The 15,893-nt window shown below is 40.9% G+C and carries 18 protein-coding genes; 8 read left to right on the top strand and 10 right to left on the bottom strand.

Annotation, left to right across the window (positions count from 1 at the left end; all coding sequences use genetic code 11):
• Positions 1-113: 113 nt before the first annotated feature.
• The 3 genes from HWQ36_RS05570 to HWQ36_RS05580 all read right to left on the bottom strand — a co-directional run bounded on the left by HWQ36_RS05570 (position 114) and on the right by HWQ36_RS05580 (position 1,619).
• Positions 114-521 (bottom strand): DCC1-like thiol-disulfide oxidoreductase family protein, encoded by a 408-nt coding sequence (locus tag HWQ36_RS05570; RefSeq protein WP_292698935.1) that lies wholly within the window; start codon positions 519-521, stop codon positions 114-116.
• Positions 522-614: 93 nt separating this feature from the next.
• Entirely contained in the window at positions 615-1,220 is a 606-nt protein-coding gene (locus HWQ36_RS05575; RefSeq protein WP_292698937.1) for a Uma2 family endonuclease, read from the bottom strand.
• A 255-nt stretch (positions 1,221-1,475) separates the two neighbouring features.
• Complete coding sequence (locus HWQ36_RS05580; RefSeq protein ID WP_292698939.1) at positions 1,476-1,619, bottom strand: hypothetical protein; 144 nt, start codon at positions 1,617-1,619, stop codon at positions 1,476-1,478.
• Between the two features lie 124 nt (positions 1,620-1,743).
• Here HWQ36_RS05580 and HWQ36_RS05585 point away from each other — a divergent pair, with 124 nt between their 5' ends.
• From HWQ36_RS05585 to HWQ36_RS05595, 3 genes are all read left to right on the top strand, one after another.
• A complete protein-coding gene (locus HWQ36_RS05585) occupies positions 1,744-2,796 on the top strand; it encodes an aldo/keto reductase (RefSeq protein ID WP_292698941.1) in 1,053 nt (350 codons plus the stop codon).
• 193 nt (positions 2,797-2,989) lie between these two features.
• Positions 2,990-3,562 (top strand): DNA starvation/stationary phase protection protein Dps, encoded by a 573-nt coding sequence (dps, locus tag HWQ36_RS05590; RefSeq protein WP_292698943.1) that lies wholly within the window; start codon positions 2,990-2,992, stop codon positions 3,560-3,562.
• A 599-nt stretch (positions 3,563-4,161) separates the two neighbouring features.
• Entirely contained in the window at positions 4,162-4,878 is a 717-nt protein-coding gene (locus tag HWQ36_RS05595) for a pirin family protein (protein ID WP_292698945.1), read from the top strand.
• A gap of 498 nt (positions 4,879-5,376) precedes the next feature.
• Here HWQ36_RS05595 and HWQ36_RS05600 read toward each other — a convergent pair whose 3' ends face one another.
• The gene (locus HWQ36_RS05600) at positions 5,377-5,553 is read right to left on the bottom strand and encodes a hypothetical protein (RefSeq protein WP_292698947.1); all 177 of its coding nucleotides are present in this window, start codon (positions 5,551-5,553) and stop codon (positions 5,377-5,379) included.
• Between the two features lie 373 nt (positions 5,554-5,926).
• On the opposite strand from HWQ36_RS05600, the gene HWQ36_RS05605 reads away from it, so the two are divergent.
• Both HWQ36_RS05605 and HWQ36_RS05610 read left to right on the top strand, forming a co-directional pair.
• Complete coding sequence (locus tag HWQ36_RS05605; protein ID WP_292698949.1) at positions 5,927-6,631, top strand: mobilization protein; 705 nt, start codon at positions 5,927-5,929, stop codon at positions 6,629-6,631.
• Positions 6,632-6,997: 366 nt separating this feature from the next.
• Positions 6,998-7,720 (top strand): class I SAM-dependent methyltransferase, encoded by a 723-nt coding sequence (locus tag HWQ36_RS05610; protein ID WP_292699342.1) that lies wholly within the window; start codon positions 6,998-7,000, stop codon positions 7,718-7,720.
• Positions 7,721-7,761: 41 nt separating this feature from the next.
• Here HWQ36_RS05610 and HWQ36_RS05615 read toward each other — a convergent pair whose 3' ends face one another.
• The gene (locus HWQ36_RS05615; protein WP_292698951.1) at positions 7,762-8,190 is read right to left on the bottom strand and encodes a DUF202 domain-containing protein; all 429 of its coding nucleotides are present in this window, start codon (positions 8,188-8,190) and stop codon (positions 7,762-7,764) included.
• A gap of 382 nt (positions 8,191-8,572) precedes the next feature.
• Positions 8,573-8,932: a hypothetical protein gene (locus HWQ36_RS05620; RefSeq protein WP_292698953.1), complete on the bottom strand. Its 360-nt coding sequence runs from the start codon at positions 8,930-8,932 to the stop codon at positions 8,573-8,575.
• Positions 8,933-9,237: 305 nt separating this feature from the next.
• Here HWQ36_RS05620 and HWQ36_RS05625 point away from each other — a divergent pair, with 305 nt between their 5' ends.
• Entirely contained in the window at positions 9,238-9,369 is a 132-nt protein-coding gene (locus HWQ36_RS05625) for a hypothetical protein (protein ID WP_292698955.1), read from the top strand.
• A 111-nt stretch (positions 9,370-9,480) separates the two neighbouring features.
• On the opposite strand, the gene HWQ36_RS05630 is transcribed toward HWQ36_RS05625, so the two are convergent.
• The 4 genes from HWQ36_RS05630 to HWQ36_RS05645 form a co-directional block, all read right to left on the bottom strand.
• On the bottom strand, positions 9,481-9,885 hold the full coding sequence (locus tag HWQ36_RS05630) for a GIY-YIG nuclease family protein (protein WP_292698956.1): 405 nt from the start codon (positions 9,883-9,885) through the stop codon (positions 9,481-9,483).
• Between the two features lie 93 nt (positions 9,886-9,978).
• Positions 9,979-10,140, bottom strand: a complete 162-nt coding sequence (locus HWQ36_RS05635; RefSeq protein ID WP_292698958.1) for a hypothetical protein — start codon at positions 10,138-10,140, stop codon at positions 9,979-9,981.
• Positions 10,141-10,354: 214 nt separating this feature from the next.
• Positions 10,355-10,516 (bottom strand): hypothetical protein, encoded by a 162-nt coding sequence (locus HWQ36_RS05640; RefSeq protein ID WP_292698958.1) that lies wholly within the window; start codon positions 10,514-10,516, stop codon positions 10,355-10,357.
• A 99-nt stretch (positions 10,517-10,615) separates the two neighbouring features.
• On the bottom strand, positions 10,616-13,603 hold the full coding sequence (locus HWQ36_RS05645; protein ID WP_292698960.1) for a caspase family protein: 2,988 nt from the start codon (positions 13,601-13,603) through the stop codon (positions 10,616-10,618).
• A 239-nt stretch (positions 13,604-13,842) separates the two neighbouring features.
• Here HWQ36_RS05645 and HWQ36_RS05650 point away from each other — a divergent pair, with 239 nt between their 5' ends.
• A complete protein-coding gene (locus tag HWQ36_RS05650; RefSeq protein WP_292698962.1) occupies positions 13,843-14,313 on the top strand; it encodes a hypothetical protein in 471 nt (156 codons plus the stop codon).
• Positions 14,314-14,326: 13 nt separating this feature from the next.
• Positions 14,327-15,661, top strand: coding sequence for a hypothetical protein (locus tag HWQ36_RS05655; RefSeq protein ID WP_292698964.1), 1,335 nt, complete (start codon positions 14,327-14,329; stop codon positions 15,659-15,661).
• The last annotated feature ends 232 nt before the right edge of the window (positions 15,662-15,893 follow it).

Consider the following 15,893-nt stretch of genomic DNA (forward strand, 5'->3'; position numbering starts at 1 on the left):
TGCAAAGGAGGCAGAATCATCACAAAACAAAGACGCGATGAATCGCCGATTATTGTAGAGACGGCGATTTATCGCGTCTCTTGCTGGGGATTTATCGCGTCTTGCTTGCCGAATTAAGTTGGTTTGCAAGTACCATCTACACAGTAAGACGATTCATAAGTATTAGAACGCTTACCAAATATGGTGTAACGGTTATCGCGGATTTGTTCGTAAAAGCGATCGCCTGCCCATTTCATCCCCGGTAAAGCTCGATAAGCGTCTACAAATATACTTCCTGCTGGCAATAACCGCCCAATTTCTTCAATTGCGTCACTACCTTGCCAACGTCTTTGAGGTTCATTGCCATCAATTAAAATCACTCCCTGTTCACAACCTTGGGCTGTAATTCCCCACTGTAAAAGTGTCTGCTCATCTTGCATGGGAGCATAACGAAATAGCTTTCCCTTGTCTAAGGTTTCTAGCGATCGCACTAAAGTAACGCAGAGATTACAATTTCCGTCGTAGATTACGTAGTAGTTCATAAAAATAATTATTCTAGCGTAGAAAACTGTAGCGATCGCTCTTACTGAGGTAAGGTAATGGGATTCACTTCAGCCAAAACAAAATTTAAGTTGTTAAATAGGCATGATATCGTCAAGTTTAAGTTGTAAATTTGGCAATAGTTCAGAAGAAATAGTATCTCCTAAATGATATTGTTGTTGCTGGTACACACCGTTAACTAACTGACAAACAGTGAACGTGGGTTGTTTGGGATTGCCAATAAATTGCAAGCCACCCAAGCCCCGGAAATCCACAATCCAATATTCTGGGATATTAAGAAAAGCGTATTCTTCAACTTTTCTGGCATAATCATCTTGCCAATTAGTACTCACAACTTCAGCAACAAGTTTGATTGTGCTGCCGTTACAAATAATAGGTTCTTTTGACCATAGAGGTTCTTTACTAAGTTCAGCTTTATCTAAAACAATTACGTCAGGACGCAGTGCTGTGGCTTCAGCAGCAGGTGCTTTAATCAGACAAGTTTTTGGGATTAGCCAGTTAAAATTAGAATTAAAAATTTCGACATAGATTCTACCAGCAATACTACCTGCAACAGCTTCGTGCGGCCCTGTAGGTTCCATGTCTCTTAGTTGTCCGTCGATTAGTTCGTAGCGTGTATTATCACCATATTGGACTATAAATTCTTCAAAAGTAAGTAATTTGGGTGAAGTGTAGGTCATACATAGGTCTTGTTTTGACTTAACTTAGGCTTATTGTAGCGGCTACCGTTACAAAGTACATTGCATTCACAATGTAGACCTTTCAAGATGACTCGTAAAATCTCTTTTCTTCTCTCTGCGCTGCGCCAGTTGCTTCAAGTCGGGGAACCCGCCCAACGCACTGGCTTCTCTGTGCCTCTGCGGTTTAAAAGTAATTTATCTAACCACTCCAGACGCAGAGAACACAGAGAAAATAGGAATTATTGTCCAAAAATTTCACCACCTTGAAAAGGCTACATTCACAATGCAAGCGATCGCATTCATCAAGCGGGCTAGCGCATTCACAATGCCAGCGATCGCATTTACAATGCAAGCGATCGCTCTTACCTCGCTAAAGTAAGTTGGCGCGAAAAAACCCAATTATGTTACGAAACGTAAAGAAGCTGAAAGCCCTTACTAATGACCAATGACAAAGGACAAATGACAGCCTATCATGCCTTTGGAATGGTATTCGCATTGTTTTTTCGTTAAAGAGAAAATATTCATGAGATACAAACTCTTGGGCAAAAGCGGATTAAGAGTCTCTGAACTCTCCTTGGGAACCATGACTTTTGGTGAAGATTGGGGTTGGGGTGCATCTGTTGACGAAAGTCGTAAAATCTTTGACACATATACAGAAGCAGGGGGAAATTTCATTGACACCGCCAACGGTTATACCGATGGTAGCAGTGAAAAAATTGTCGGTGAGTTGATTGCAAAAGAACGGGAACGCTTTGTAGTTGCGACAAAATATTCCTTTCCTTTGGAGATGAATAACAAAAAGGGCGACCCTAACGCCAGTGGAAACCATCGTAAGAATTTAATTCAGTCTTTGGAAGGTAGCCTGAAACGGCTGAATACCGATTACATTGATTTATTTTGGTTGCACGCTTGGGATTTTACAACACCCATTGAAGAAGTATTGCGATCGCTTGATGATGTAGTCCGTCAAGGTAAAGTACTTTACATCGGGATTTCTGATACACCCGCATGGATCGTTTCTCAAGCAAATACCATCGCCCAGTTCCACGGATGGACGCAGTTTGTGGCGCTGCAAATTGAGTATAGTTTAATTCAGCGAACACCAGAACGTGATTTGCTACCGATGGCGAAAGCTTTTGATTTGGCTATAACACCTTGGTCGCCTTTGGGTGGTGGTGTGCTAACAGGTAAGTATAATCAGCCTCCTCAAGCAGGCGATGAACAAGGACGATTAGCAAATCCAGGCTTAGGAACTATTTCAGAACGGAATTTAGCCATCGCTCAAGTTGTGAGTGAAGTTGCAGCAGAAATTGGCCACACACCCTCACAGGTAGCATTAGCTTGGTTACTAGCTCAAAGTGGTGTGATTATTCCCATCATTGGGGCACGTAAATTAACGCAGTTTCAAGATAACTTAGCTTCTTTAAATGTCAGCCTCTCGCCAGAACATCTGCAACGCTTAGATGAAGTTAGCAAAATTGAATTAGGTTTCCCCCATGACTTTTTGCAGAATGATGTAATTCGCGATCGCCTTTTCGGTGGTACATTTAATACCATAGAAAACCATCGCATCTAAACGTCATTTTTAACTTGACCAATCCAAAATCTAAAACTTGTACTGAGCGAAGTCGAAGTATCTAAAATCTAAAATGGTATAAGCCTTATACAGTAACACATTCAGGCGTTAATACAATCCATCGTCAGAGAGTTTCGCACAGCCAGCCAATATCTGTAAAGTTGGATTTAAAAGGCATTAACAACGTAGACCCATGAGCGACAACAGCATTACATCACGTCTGTACCCTACCCGCATCGACATTCCCGCCGAAGCGCGAGTTCAAATCGTGGTACTTCTCAACCAAACCTTGGCAGCTACTTCGGATTTAAAAACCCAAGCAAAGCAAGCGCATTGGAATGTTAAAGGAACTGACTTCTACCAGCTACACCTATTATTTGATGAACTTGCTGAGGAATTGGAAGGATACATCGATTTAGTAGCTGAACGCATTACAGCTTTAGGCGGATACGCTTTTGGAACAGCCCGCGCCGCAGCTAGTAATTCAATTCTGCCAGAATATCCCTTAGATATTTTGGATGGTAAAGACCATGTGACAGCCTTAGCAGATCGCTTTGGATTCTATGCTAAACATCTTAGAGATGCGATCGCAAAAACTGATGAATTAGACGACCTCGATACCGCCGATCTTTACACCGAAGTTTCTCGTACCATTGACAAACGCCTCTGGTTCTTAGAAGCTCATTTGCAAATAGCAGAAATCAAAGAAGAGAATGGCAAAGCGGGTACTACTAAAACTCAAAAGATCCCTGCTGGTGTAAAATAAGCACTTCTGAGAAAAGTAGTCTTTCTTGAATCTAATATAGAGGTTCTCAGTTGAGTGCAATACAGACCTAACCCCCAGCCCCTTCCCTACAAGGGAAGGGGAGTAAGATTCAAAGCCTCTCTCCTTTTAGGAGAGAGGTTTGGAGAGAGGTCAAACTGTATTGCATCCAATCGAGAACTGCTATAGTATCTTTTTGGTAAGTACGTCACTTTTAAGTGCGTACTTTTCATTTATATGTATATACTTTACTATTGAAATAGTTCAAAACGAAGTCAAGAAATTCACAAATATCTTCAACAAGTAAGCCATCAAAATTAATCCTTAAACTTGAAGAAGTTATCGAACACAATTCAGTTAAGAAGATTTGTAGGTTGGGTTGAACAGAGTGAAACCCAACAAAGCCTTGAGAATGTAGGATTTTGTTCCTCAACCCAACCTACCGTGGAGTGGTTTTTTAGGCAAAACCTACGCAGTATTAAATTCCATTTTGATTCCAACCTCCGCCAAATTTAGATTTTTCCTGCAATCCAAAATCTAAAATCTAAAATCCAAAATTGAGTCGTTTCTAACTAAATACTCATTAACAAAGAGGTAAAATTATGTCTCAAAATACAATTACCCACTTAATTCACGATCGCAATGCCCGTGGTCACGCTAAAATGGGCTGGCTCGACAGCTATCACACATTTTCCTTCGGTAGTTTTTACGATCCCAACCGGATGGGATTTCGTTCTCTGCGCGTGATTAACGACGATCGCATCGCCCCTGGTGCTGGATTCCCTACCCACAGTCATCGTGACATGGAAATCCTCACTTATGTCTTAGAAGGTGCTGTAGAGCATAAAGACAGCTTGGGGACTGGTTCGGTAATTCGCCCCGGTGATGCCCAAATTATGAGCGCTGGAACTGGAATCAGCCACAGCGAATTTAATCCTTCACCAACTGAACCACTACACTTGTTGCAAATCTGGATTCTTCCCGATAGAGAAGGAATAACGCCAAGATATGAACAAAAAGCTTTTCCCCTAGAAGAAAAGCGCGGTAAACTCCGCTTAATTGCTTCTAAGGATGGGCGCGATGGTGCTGTGACAATTCACCAAGATGTTGATTTATATACATCTGTTTTAGAGTCAGGTGATGTTGTTAATTATCAAGTAAAAGGCGATCGCTATGCCTGGTTACAAGTAGCCCAAGGTATAGTTAATCTGAATGGTGAAGAACTCAGAGCAGGCGATGGTGTGCAAATCAATGGCGAAGAACAGCTAGAAATTAGCACTAACATCGGCGGTGAAATATTGCTTTTTGATTTAGGCTAATATCTTCTTTCTCTATTAAAAGGCTCATCTAAATGAGCCTTTTACTCAGAATATTACGTTTACTAATTAACGCTCTTTTATGACTCTCGTCGGATAAAAATCATCCACTCTTATTTTTAAGGACTTTGATGAATTTAGGTGTAGGTTGGGTTGAGGAACGAAACCCAACACCAACAATCCCTGGTTTTGTTGGGTTTCACTAAAGTTCAAACGCCACTTGCTTCAAGCCGGGAAACCCGGACAACGCAGTGGCTCCCCAACCTACGAATATTTTATTTTTTCGGAGTAATAAAAGAGGGTTAAGTATGTTTGCGGCTTCCATGAAGGTAAAGAAAATCACTGGAAATGCTAGCAGAACGTCTCAGAGCGCTTGGTGTAGATCCAGATTCTTTGGTTTAGGATGTGCTTTTGGGTGAATCATGGCGATCGCAATCTCCGACAATCAAGCCACAAATCTAAAAAACTGGTGAACGAGTATCAAAGACTCGCCTACGAGTATCAAAGACTCTCGCACGAAGGATCTACTGCTAACCGATTCAAAATTGCCACCACATCAACAGTTGTATTTTGCAGAATCTTATCCAACCATTCCAGCAAGCGGGGATTACCATCTGCATCTGCAAGTAATACCAATTCACAAAAATCCTGATACATATAGATTTCTCGTAGGGGCATGGCAATGCCTGCCCCTACCAGTGTATTTGTATCATTATTAAAGTGAAATGGTATAACTCCAGGCTTATTTTAAACAACACCCCAAAGCAGTTTCTTCTAAAAATTCCTAATTCTTGTCGTCAAGAATGTCTGAAAACCTAAATTTTCGGTTTTTAGTTCTCAATCAACTTATAACAAGGGGCTTAAGCCCCTTATTTTGTCTTAGTCCGCACAGACGGACTTTGTATGTGTAAAATGAGACTGTTAGAAAACTATATCCAAATCACGGTTATACTTTTTCATAAAACCACCAAAATACTTGGGGGCAATGGCCAAAAAGTTCTTAGTTTGGGAAAGATATATCAGACTTAAATAACTATTAGAGGTGGCTGTAATGCCGACGATTCATTTTGTGGATGGTGAAAAAGGCGGGGTAGGAAAATCTCTCTTTGCCAGGACAATGATTCAGTATTGTCTGGATAAGAGAATCCCATTTGTACCAGTGGAGACAGATAGATCGAATCCAGATGTAGCAGGGGTATATAAGGAAATATGTAAGTATGCTGTGTTTAGTGAGAATGAACGACAGGCAAATAAGGCAGATAGAATATTTGAGTGGGCGATAGAGAGGCCAGTAATTGTGAATTTAGCCGCACAATCCCATAGAGCAGTCCAAGGCTGGATTGACTCTAATCAATTACTTGAACTAGGCAGTTCTCAGGGAGTTCTGTTTTGCAAATGGTTTGTATCGACAGGAGGATACGACAGCATCAACCTGTTTACTCAGTCAGTGAATACTTACGGTGAGAAAATCCCTCATATTCTGGTGAGGAATTTAGGGCTATGTGATGATTGGGAGCATCTAGAGTCAGACTCAAATTATCAGAACATAGTAAATAAATATCAGATAAAAGTTATAGATTTTCCGAAGTTAGCATACAGAGAAAGAAACATAATTGACCAAAATCGGCTGACTTTTGCAGAGGCTAGAGAGTATAAAGAATTTGGGATAATTGGTAAACAGAGAGTAGTGAATTTTCTGAAGCTTGCTTATGGTGCTTTTGAGAAAGTAGGTATCTGGTATGAAAAAGTTGAATAGCAGTCATTAGTCATTGGTCATTGGTCATTGGTACTAATGACTTAGAGGTTGTTTGAAAAGTGGTTGGCTGTGATTTTAGGCACTTATTGATCCCCCCTAGCCCCCCTTAAAAAGTGGGGAAACTTCTTAAAGTCCCCCAATTTATCGGGGAGCCACTGCGGTCTTGGGGTCTCCCCCGCCGCAGGATGCGCGAAGCGCTGTAGTGAAGCAAGTGGCGTGGATTTAGGGGGATCTAAAACGTTTTGCTACCGAGAAGAAGACTTTTCAAACATCCTCTTAGGACAAACCTCAGCAGGAGATTGGATGGGGGTACGCGATCGCAAAGCGAATTTGACTACAATTCTTAGAAAGAGTAGCAAAAACCTAATGTCCAAAAAGTCTGATTCACAGTTCCAAAATCTCTTTAGTTCACCCAAATCAACCAACTGGGACGAAAGATTAGCCCAAATAGCCTATCGCTTTAACCGAGAATATCAACGTGAAACCTTTGAACTCCCAAGCGAAGTCCAGGCGATGCCGATATTCCGCGAGTGGATTGGAGGTAGTTTTTCAGGGAGAATTGCTTCTCCTTTCTGGGAAATTGCTCAACCTCAAAAAAACCAGCACTGTCTAGATATTGGCTGTGGAATCAGCTTTTTAATCTATCCTTGGCGGGATTGGCAAGCATTTTTTCATGGGCAAGAAATCAGTAATGTGGCACGCGATACCCTTAATTCTCGTGGGCCACAGTTGAATTCTAAGCTATTCAAAGGTGTTGAATTAGGAGCAGCCCATCAGTTAAACTATTCACCAGAGCAGTTTGATTTAGCGATCGCAACCGGATTTAGCTGCTATTTTCCACTCGAATACTGGAATGCAGTCCTCGCAGAAGTTAAGCGAGTGTTAAAACCAGGTGGACATTTTGTATTTGATATTCTTAATCCAGAACAGCCTTTAGCAGAAGATTGGGCAGTTTTAGAAACTTATTTGGGGGCTGAGGTGTTTTTAGAGCCTGTAACTGAGTGGGAAAAAGCTATTAAAGCGGCTGGCGCTAAAGTAATATCGCAAAAATCAGGGGAATTATTTCAAGTGTACAAAGTGCGGTTTTGAAAATAAGTAGCTAGGCGTTAATTCTGCCTACCTACCTATCATCACTCAGGGATAAGTGGACTTAATGGATCTAAAGAAGTTGTAAAAACAAAATAGATTACTCCAGTTCCGAGAATCATCACAGCCAGACTGAACAGCAACACCCAACGATCTGTTGGTTCATAAGTATCTTCTTCGATATGACGACGGACAGCGAAATAGTGACTGGTTGAGAGCCACACCGTAATCAAACCTACTAGCGAGAAGACTAAACCTAACTTCCAGCCGTTGCCAGGACGGGGCATCAAAGGTACTTGGAAAGCACGCAAACGCACAATAACGACACCAAAACCTAAAAGGGCGATCCCTGTCCGCATCCAAGCCAGGTAGGTCCGCTCATTTGCCAAGTGATCTCGGATTCGAGAAGGATTGAGTCGTCCTGGCTTTTTTTGATTTTTATCTTCTTCTGTGGATTTCAATTTTAACTGCATCAATAACACCCTTATCCCCAAAGCGGCTCTTATCAAAAAAATGCGAAGGTAGTAGGAAATCTCTTTCCAGATGACTTGCACCCCGCGCAATAATTGCGCTACTGAAATATTGCTTATTGTGATTGTACATTTTTTTCAAAATATATCTTAATGCAGATATATCAATAAAACAAGCCTGACCGAAGAATTCTTAATTCGTATGGTTTTGATTCTTTAATGAGAGAACTAGAAAAGGACAAAACCAGTACTGCGATCTCAAAAAATCAAAATCAATAATTCTAGACCTTGATGGTATCGTTAATTGAATGCGATCGCATCCCAAGTGTAAAGCTGAATCAACAGCTTGAGTTTGCGAGGGATGCGATCGCAGTAATGTGCCTACTTACTTCGACAAAACCACGCTTTGACGCACAGTACGCTTGCGATCGCTTTTCCGAGTACCTCCAGCCATCTGATACTCATGGCTATTATTACCAATTTTATAAGCAATCCCACTTAAGATTTTTTCAGAATAGTCTGCTAAATCTTGTTCATTTTCAATGATTTGGGTTCGTAAGACATCAATAGTAGAGAGAATGGTGTTGTATGCTTCTAAAGATTTTCTCAGACTTGCAATTTTTTCAGTATAATCTTTGACTGTTAATCCTTCTCCAACATCAAGAGTTGGACTAATAGATTTAATGCTTGCTAAACGTACTTCAGCTTTGCCAAGAGTACGTGAGTTGCGTTTTAGTCTCGACATATTTAATACTCATTTTCCAATTTACTGATAACTCTATAGTGGACAATTTTGGAAAGGATTGTCATACGTAAAATTGTTGATTTTTGAGAAAAAGCCTCAGTTAAAGCAGAAATTATACCAATTTAAAAAAAGAATACGACAAATAGACCATTTGTAGAGACGCGATTCATCGCGTCTTTACCCAAGGATATGTTGCTACAAGGTACGCAAAACACGGAAACGTGAAGACGAAAGTTGCTACAAGGTACGCAAAACACGGAAACGTGAAGACGGAAGTTGCTACAAGGTATGCGAAACACGGAAACGTGAAGACAGAAGTTGCTCCAGGGTACGCAAAACACGGAAACGCGAAGACGGAAGTTGCTGCAACGATCGCGGAAGTTGCTCCCTTCGACTTCGCTCAGGGAGCGTTGTTGTGTGAGGGAGCGTTGTTGTGATAATATTTGAGCGAAGAGATGCACTGAGCAGCTGGTTAGCATCTCGGCTTCGGCTGCATCGAGTGAAGTCGAGATGCTCGGTACAAGTCGCTCGATGGAGCCGGGGTGGAACTATGCCGAAGTGTCGAAGCTAGTTAATCTACTGTAATGAGTTTCATTTTGACATTCGGCTAACTTATGCAACAAATTTGTATCCCCTGAAATTAGAGCTTGCTTCTTTTTTCGATTCCAACCTTGCACTTGCTTCTCACGCTCAAAAGCATCTACCACGGACTGATAATACTCGCAGAAAACTAGCTTTACAGGCAACCGTTTTGCCGTGTGATTTGCGCCCTCACCTTGTTGATGTTGCCACAGCCGCCGCTCAAGATCCGTTGTACTTCCGGTGTAGTAACTACCATCAGCACATTCAAGAATGTAGATATAAGCCATAAGTTGATCTGCGCGATCGCTTTCTATTAAAAAAAGTGTTCCCTGAGCGAAGTCGAAGGGAACACTCTCATGCTGAATTTTCATAATTCTTGTAAAATTTGAACAGCAGTTAATGTTTAGATCGGCAAATACCAGTGAAGCGATGCTTGGGTTGGTCTGCGCCTATGCGTATTTTAATCAGTGCATTGTTTGAGTTTTAGAAGCGATCGCACTTTCGGGGCGATCGCAGTAGCAGTAATTAATTTCCCTAAGGGACTGACAAATAAAAAAACATCCCAAATTTTCTTGTGGGATGGGTGTCCGCACCCGTCCCATATTCAGGGCGGGCAGGATGCCCACCCCACAAGATGGAATAATTTATTTCTTGTCAGTCCCTAAGTTGATCTGCGCGATCGCTTTCTATTAAAAAAAGTGTTCCCTGAGCGAAGTCGAAGGGAACACTCTCATGCTGAATTTTCATAATTCTTGTAAAATTTGAACAGCAGTTAATGTTTAGATCGGCAAATACCAGTGAAGCGATGCTTGGGTTGGTCTGCGCCTATGCGTATTTTAATCAGTGCATTGTTTGAGTTTTAGAAGCGATCGCACTTTCGGGGCGATCGCAGTAGCAGTAATTAATTTCCCTAAGGGACTGACAAATAAAAAAACATCCCAAATTTTCTTGTGGGATGGGTGTCCGCACCCGTCCCATATTCAGGGCGGGCAGGATGCCCACCCCACAAGATGGAATAATTTATTTCTTGTCAGTCCCTAAGCAAAACGTTCCCTGAGCGGACTTGTGCTGAACGTAGCCGAAGTAGTCGAAGGGAACATTCTAATTGCTCTTTGTACCAACGCCATCGCAGAGAGTGCGATCGCTCACATTGGGATTTGATTGTAAATAAACACGTAGCCTAGCGCAACTGTAGACAATTAAATCATTTAGATTATTTGAGTACACTTTCCAGAGTTTGACGGTTTTGTCAACACTAGCAGAAGCGATGGTCTTGCCATCGGGGCTAAATGCTACGCTAGAGACCCCGTCGCTATGCCCCTTGAGGGTGGTGATTTCTTTACCTGTAGCCGCATCCCAGAGTTTGACGGTGTTGTCATAACTAGCAGAAGCGATGGTCTTGCCATCGGGGCTAAATGCTACGCTATAGACCGCTTCGCTATGCCCTTCCAAGCGGTTTCGTTCTGGCAAGTAAATTGCTCGCTTGAGTGCTACTACAGCTTGCTGGTTAGCCGTTTGTTCTAAATTGGCATTTTTAATTGGTCTACCTGAAATTTGTCTACCTGACTGTAGAGCTGCAATCACAGCCTCAAGTTGCCTGTCAGACAGTAAGGAGACTTCAAAACTTTGCGCCAGAGCGATCGCACTTTGTTGTGCTGCTTCTTTGGCTTTATTTGTTGCCTCTTCAGCTTTATTGTGGGCATCATACCATTGATAACCCGCAAATATAGCTACTCCAGCTAACCCCATACTAAACATGATGACAACTCTATTTTGCCGCCGTGCTGCTGCTAACTTTTCTTGTTGGCGTTCTTTCTCTCCTTGCTCAAGCCTATTTCTTAATTCTTGACTCTCCCGAATGTACTCTTCGGCTACCCCATTCAGCATTTGCCAATCACTAAATCTAGCTAAATATGCTTCTGCTACTGCTAATCTGTCATCTTTTCTGAGGAACCCTGGTTTATTCTCATTCCTCCCCCATTCTTCCGCCTCCGCTTCAATCTGTCGCTCAATGGCTATTCCCAACTTATATTCCTCTTTCCACTCCCGCAACATTTGCCAGTGGCGGATTAAGGCTTCGTGGACAACATCTAAAATTACATCCTGGGAATCCGGCTCATCTGTCTTTGTAATTAATCGTGCATCTTTATCGGCTAACTTCTCGCTCACCTGTTGCAACAGTTCCAAAGAATGATGGGAATTCACCAACTCGCCCAAACGCACGCGCCGCCGGACATCTGTGGTTTCTCCCATTTGCGTTAATTCTAGAAAAATCCGCCGCGCCACAGTTTTTTCTGTTGCTGAAAGACTTTCATAAACTGCATCGGCGCGTTTTTGTAGCGTTCCTTCCACCCCGCCTAAATCCTCATAAGTTTTCAGGCTGAGAACCTCATCACCTTGATTTCTCGACTCACGCCACAACTCTGTCAGGGTATATTGCAACAAGGGCAAACTTCCGGGGTAATCTTCAACATCATTAATTAGTTGCTGTTTTAACCTTCCCTCTATGCCTAATCCTACCCAATCAGCCGGTTTAGTAATCGCTTCTTCAATTTCCTCACGGCTTAAGTGTTCGACGTTGATGTAAGGTTTATTGATTTTGCCCGCAAATTTGGGATATTCTCGCCATCTCCCCCGAAAATCCGATCGCATCCCAATGAAAATATAGAGGTTATCTGTACAGTCAATTAATTCCCGCAAACAGTCAAAGAATTCTTGGCGCTGGTTGTCATTGCACATAGTAAAGCATTCTTCAAACTGGTCAATAATCAAGATGACTGGTGTGTTTAATGCTTTTAACTCCTCGCCGATAACCTGACAATTCAGGTCATGTGGAAAAGCTAACGCGGAACCTAACCCCCCAGCCCCCAACCCTTGTAGGGAAGGGGGAGAATTCAAAGCCTCTCTCCTCGCAGGAGAGAGGTTTGGAGAGAGGTTTTCCAGATCCCTAACATGGGCAATATCTGGCGTTGTCCTTGGATGGGAAAGATTGGGTAAAGAAAGTGCAAAAGCCTCCTGTAAACTTTTAACAGGAGATTCTTTAGGCGTAAAGGTCGTAATATAAGTCCAGCGATCGCTTTCTGGAATCTCTTGTCCTAATTTCAGCTGGTAAAGTAACCCAGCCCGTAACATAGATGATTTTCCACTACCGGAAGCTCCTAATACAGCAATTAGGCGATGCTCATCTCTTACCTGTTGAATCAACTCTTGAGTCAGCGCACTCCGCCCATAAAAAACCTCAGCATCTTCCTTTGTCTCGGTAAAATACGACAGGGAACGGTAAGGACACTTATCCTGAAAGCTTTTTTGAGAAAACTTAGTTGTCAGCAGAATTGCTCGTGGCGAATTGGCAATTAACGGACGCTGGACTGTATTCGGCATTTGGCTGATAATAAAATCTGCCAATTTGTGGCTATTGATGATCCCATCTGGGTCATTTTCGGGGTTCAATCCTGCAAGTAACGCCTCCGTCAACAACCCCTGCGTGTGGGGAATTTCGACACCAGTTTCGTAAGAACGGGTTGCAGTAATTAAACAGTAGTCCTTATCTGTGGGAATAAATTTCAACAATTCACCGCTATAGCAGCAATCTAGCCAAACAATGACTCGTTTAGCCTCACTTCTTTGCAACTGCTCACCCAACCAACTTAAGGAGATACCATAGATTTCTGCTTCCGGTAGGGCATCACTGGTAGCTAGAAATACTTCTTCTTTGCCCGCCACAGTTTTGCACCATCCATGTCCTGAAAAGAAGAATAACGCTGTTTCTGGGCTGGGGTTTGGATCGGGAGGATTGAAAAGATTAGCGATCGCTTCTCTCAATTCTTGCATCTTTACCGCCCCTTGGCGATCGATTTTACTTTCTCCCTTCTGGTTTAAAGTTTTAGGTAAACACTGAGCGCGAAAAGGTCTATAACCGTATTGTTCTAATTGTTGGGCAATTTTCTCTGCATCCTCTGCTGCTGCTGTTAGCGGCTTTAGAGTAGTGTACTCTGGGTAATAATTAATGCCAATAACTTGAGCCGCCCATTCCGATGCCATTTTTCTTACCTGACTAACCATTAGAACTTTTTGTTGAACTGTAGACACAATCTGTCTATAGCTTCAATACCTAATCCACACCATTCTTTAGTTTCTACGGAAAATAACTAAAAAACGGTGCAATAAAATATCTTCATTTACGCAACTAAAGGTATAATAAAAAACATTTTATTTAAAAAATATTCTTTCTAGACATAGAAAATCAAAACTGAACATCAAATATCTGCTGTAATTATCTCACTGAAATTATGTCTATACTAGTCGTAGTGAGTTTGGTATAAAAACCTATGAAGACCAAGGCTGACAATACGCTCATCGCTTTTCTGTTGGCGTTTCAAGACTTAAAAACCGCCCTCAAAGAACAAGAGAAACAGAACTTAAAAGAAGTTGCCAAACAATTAGATACTCAACCCAAAGCTTGGGAAGACTATATTAAAGGACGTTTATTAGAAATAATAACCCCTAATGCTGACTTAAATCAGTCTTATCAATTTTATAAATCTCAATTAGATAAAGTAGAAAAAATCCCTGATGATTTACTTCCTACTGAAGCTGAAATTACTAGGCTCATTTCTCGTGACAAGGCTCTAATAGCTAAAGGCTTTAAACCCAAATCTGAAGCTACAGGCTACGAAAGCCAACTCAATAATGTTGTAGTCATTGTTGGTAGTTCTGAAAAACCAGAAGAAACAGTTAAACAAGCCACCTTTTTAGGAAAGTTGAAACAATTTTTATCTCACTCCAATTCATCAAATTAGTTTTTCTCTTGTCATGAGCGATTTAATCTATCCTACCCTCGATTTATTTTTATATGCTTTAAAAACATCTTTAAACACAACTGACGCAGAAACAAAAAAAAACAAAGCAGCTTTTTTAGCACAATTCCCCTCTGATACTCAATTCAACGATCCTGACATTGAAACCGAGTATTTAGAGCTTACCCATCCTGCTCAAATTAACTTTCTTTCTCACAATAAAGCTGTAGAAGGATACTATTATCCCGTTAGGTTAAATGATACTTATGGCTTACAAATTGATTGTTCTATTAATAATCAAACCGAAACTCAACCAGCTAAGTTTTTTACAATTTTAAAAACTGAAATTGAACAAAAAATCAATCAAGAACTGGCAACAATTGGACAAACCTGGTTACTGTCTGGTTGGCTACCAGAAAACTCATCTCAGAATTATGAGGATATTGCTAAAGATTGCTACTATACTTTATTTAAAGATACTTATTGGCAACCAGAAAAAGGTAGTTTTTTAGACGGAAAAGTTTTTGAAATATGGCAATCACAAAATATAAATCAGCGCCCAGAAGAAGTAACTACTTCTCTAAAGATTAATGAACGTCATGTAATTATTGCTATTTATAGTAATCGAGAGAGTGCAGAAAAAGCTGCGGAATTTTATAAAGATTGGATGGGATTATTTTGTTATCGAAGTAAGATTTTGTGGGCTTATTGGCAAAGTCGTTTAGTTAAAGAATCTCTGCTCAATCATTATAAACAGATTGAAGAAAATAGAAAAATTACCAACTTAAACAATTCTTGGCAAGAAAAGCAGAGTATTACCAATTCTCGCAAGATTTTAAACAATATTGATAACATTCTCCAGCAATACACAATCGATTTACTCAACCTCTCTTTTCAAAAACAAATCATTGAAATTAATTTATCTAATTATCAACTTCGCTTGGCTTTGATTCAAGAAAAAGCAGGTCAAAATAATCAGTTAGATTTTTTAGAAAAATTTAGCGAACTAGCAAACAAAAAATATTTACCACAAATTACCAAAGATATCGAAAATATGCAGCTTGGGTTGCAACTTTTAGAAGATACAATTAACGCTACTCGCAGTCGCATAGATGTTGAGAAAGCAGAACGCGATCGCAATTTTCAAGAATTAGTCGCTGTCGCCGGTTCAGTAATAGCAACAACATCTCTACTACAATCACCCGCCAAAGATTTTTGTAGTAAAGAAAGTATGAAAGATATTTTTCCTAAAATTCCTTATTTTTGCGACTACCCTTTCAGTTCTAGTCTGATGGTTGGAATCGTTGTTGGTTTTGTGGTTTGGTGGCTGAGAAAACGATGGCGATCGTGAGAGGATATAATATCCTCAGCATTTGAATACTATTTATCTATATAAAAATAATTAAGCCGATGGTAATGTTGCGATAAACCTCGTATTAGGCATCGTTATTTTTTAACCCAATACGGTTCAGTTAAGGCTAGCACTCTTTGTCAAAGTCTTTTTTTTTTACGAACCGCCAAGACGCAGAGGACACAGAGAGAAGAAAGAGAAGGAAAAAATTGCTTAACTGAACTGTATTGTT

The organism is Nostoc sp. NMS2 (genome assembly GCF_017115105.1).
Classification (GTDB): Bacteria; Cyanobacteriota; Cyanobacteriia; order Cyanobacteriales; family Nostocaceae; genus Nostoc.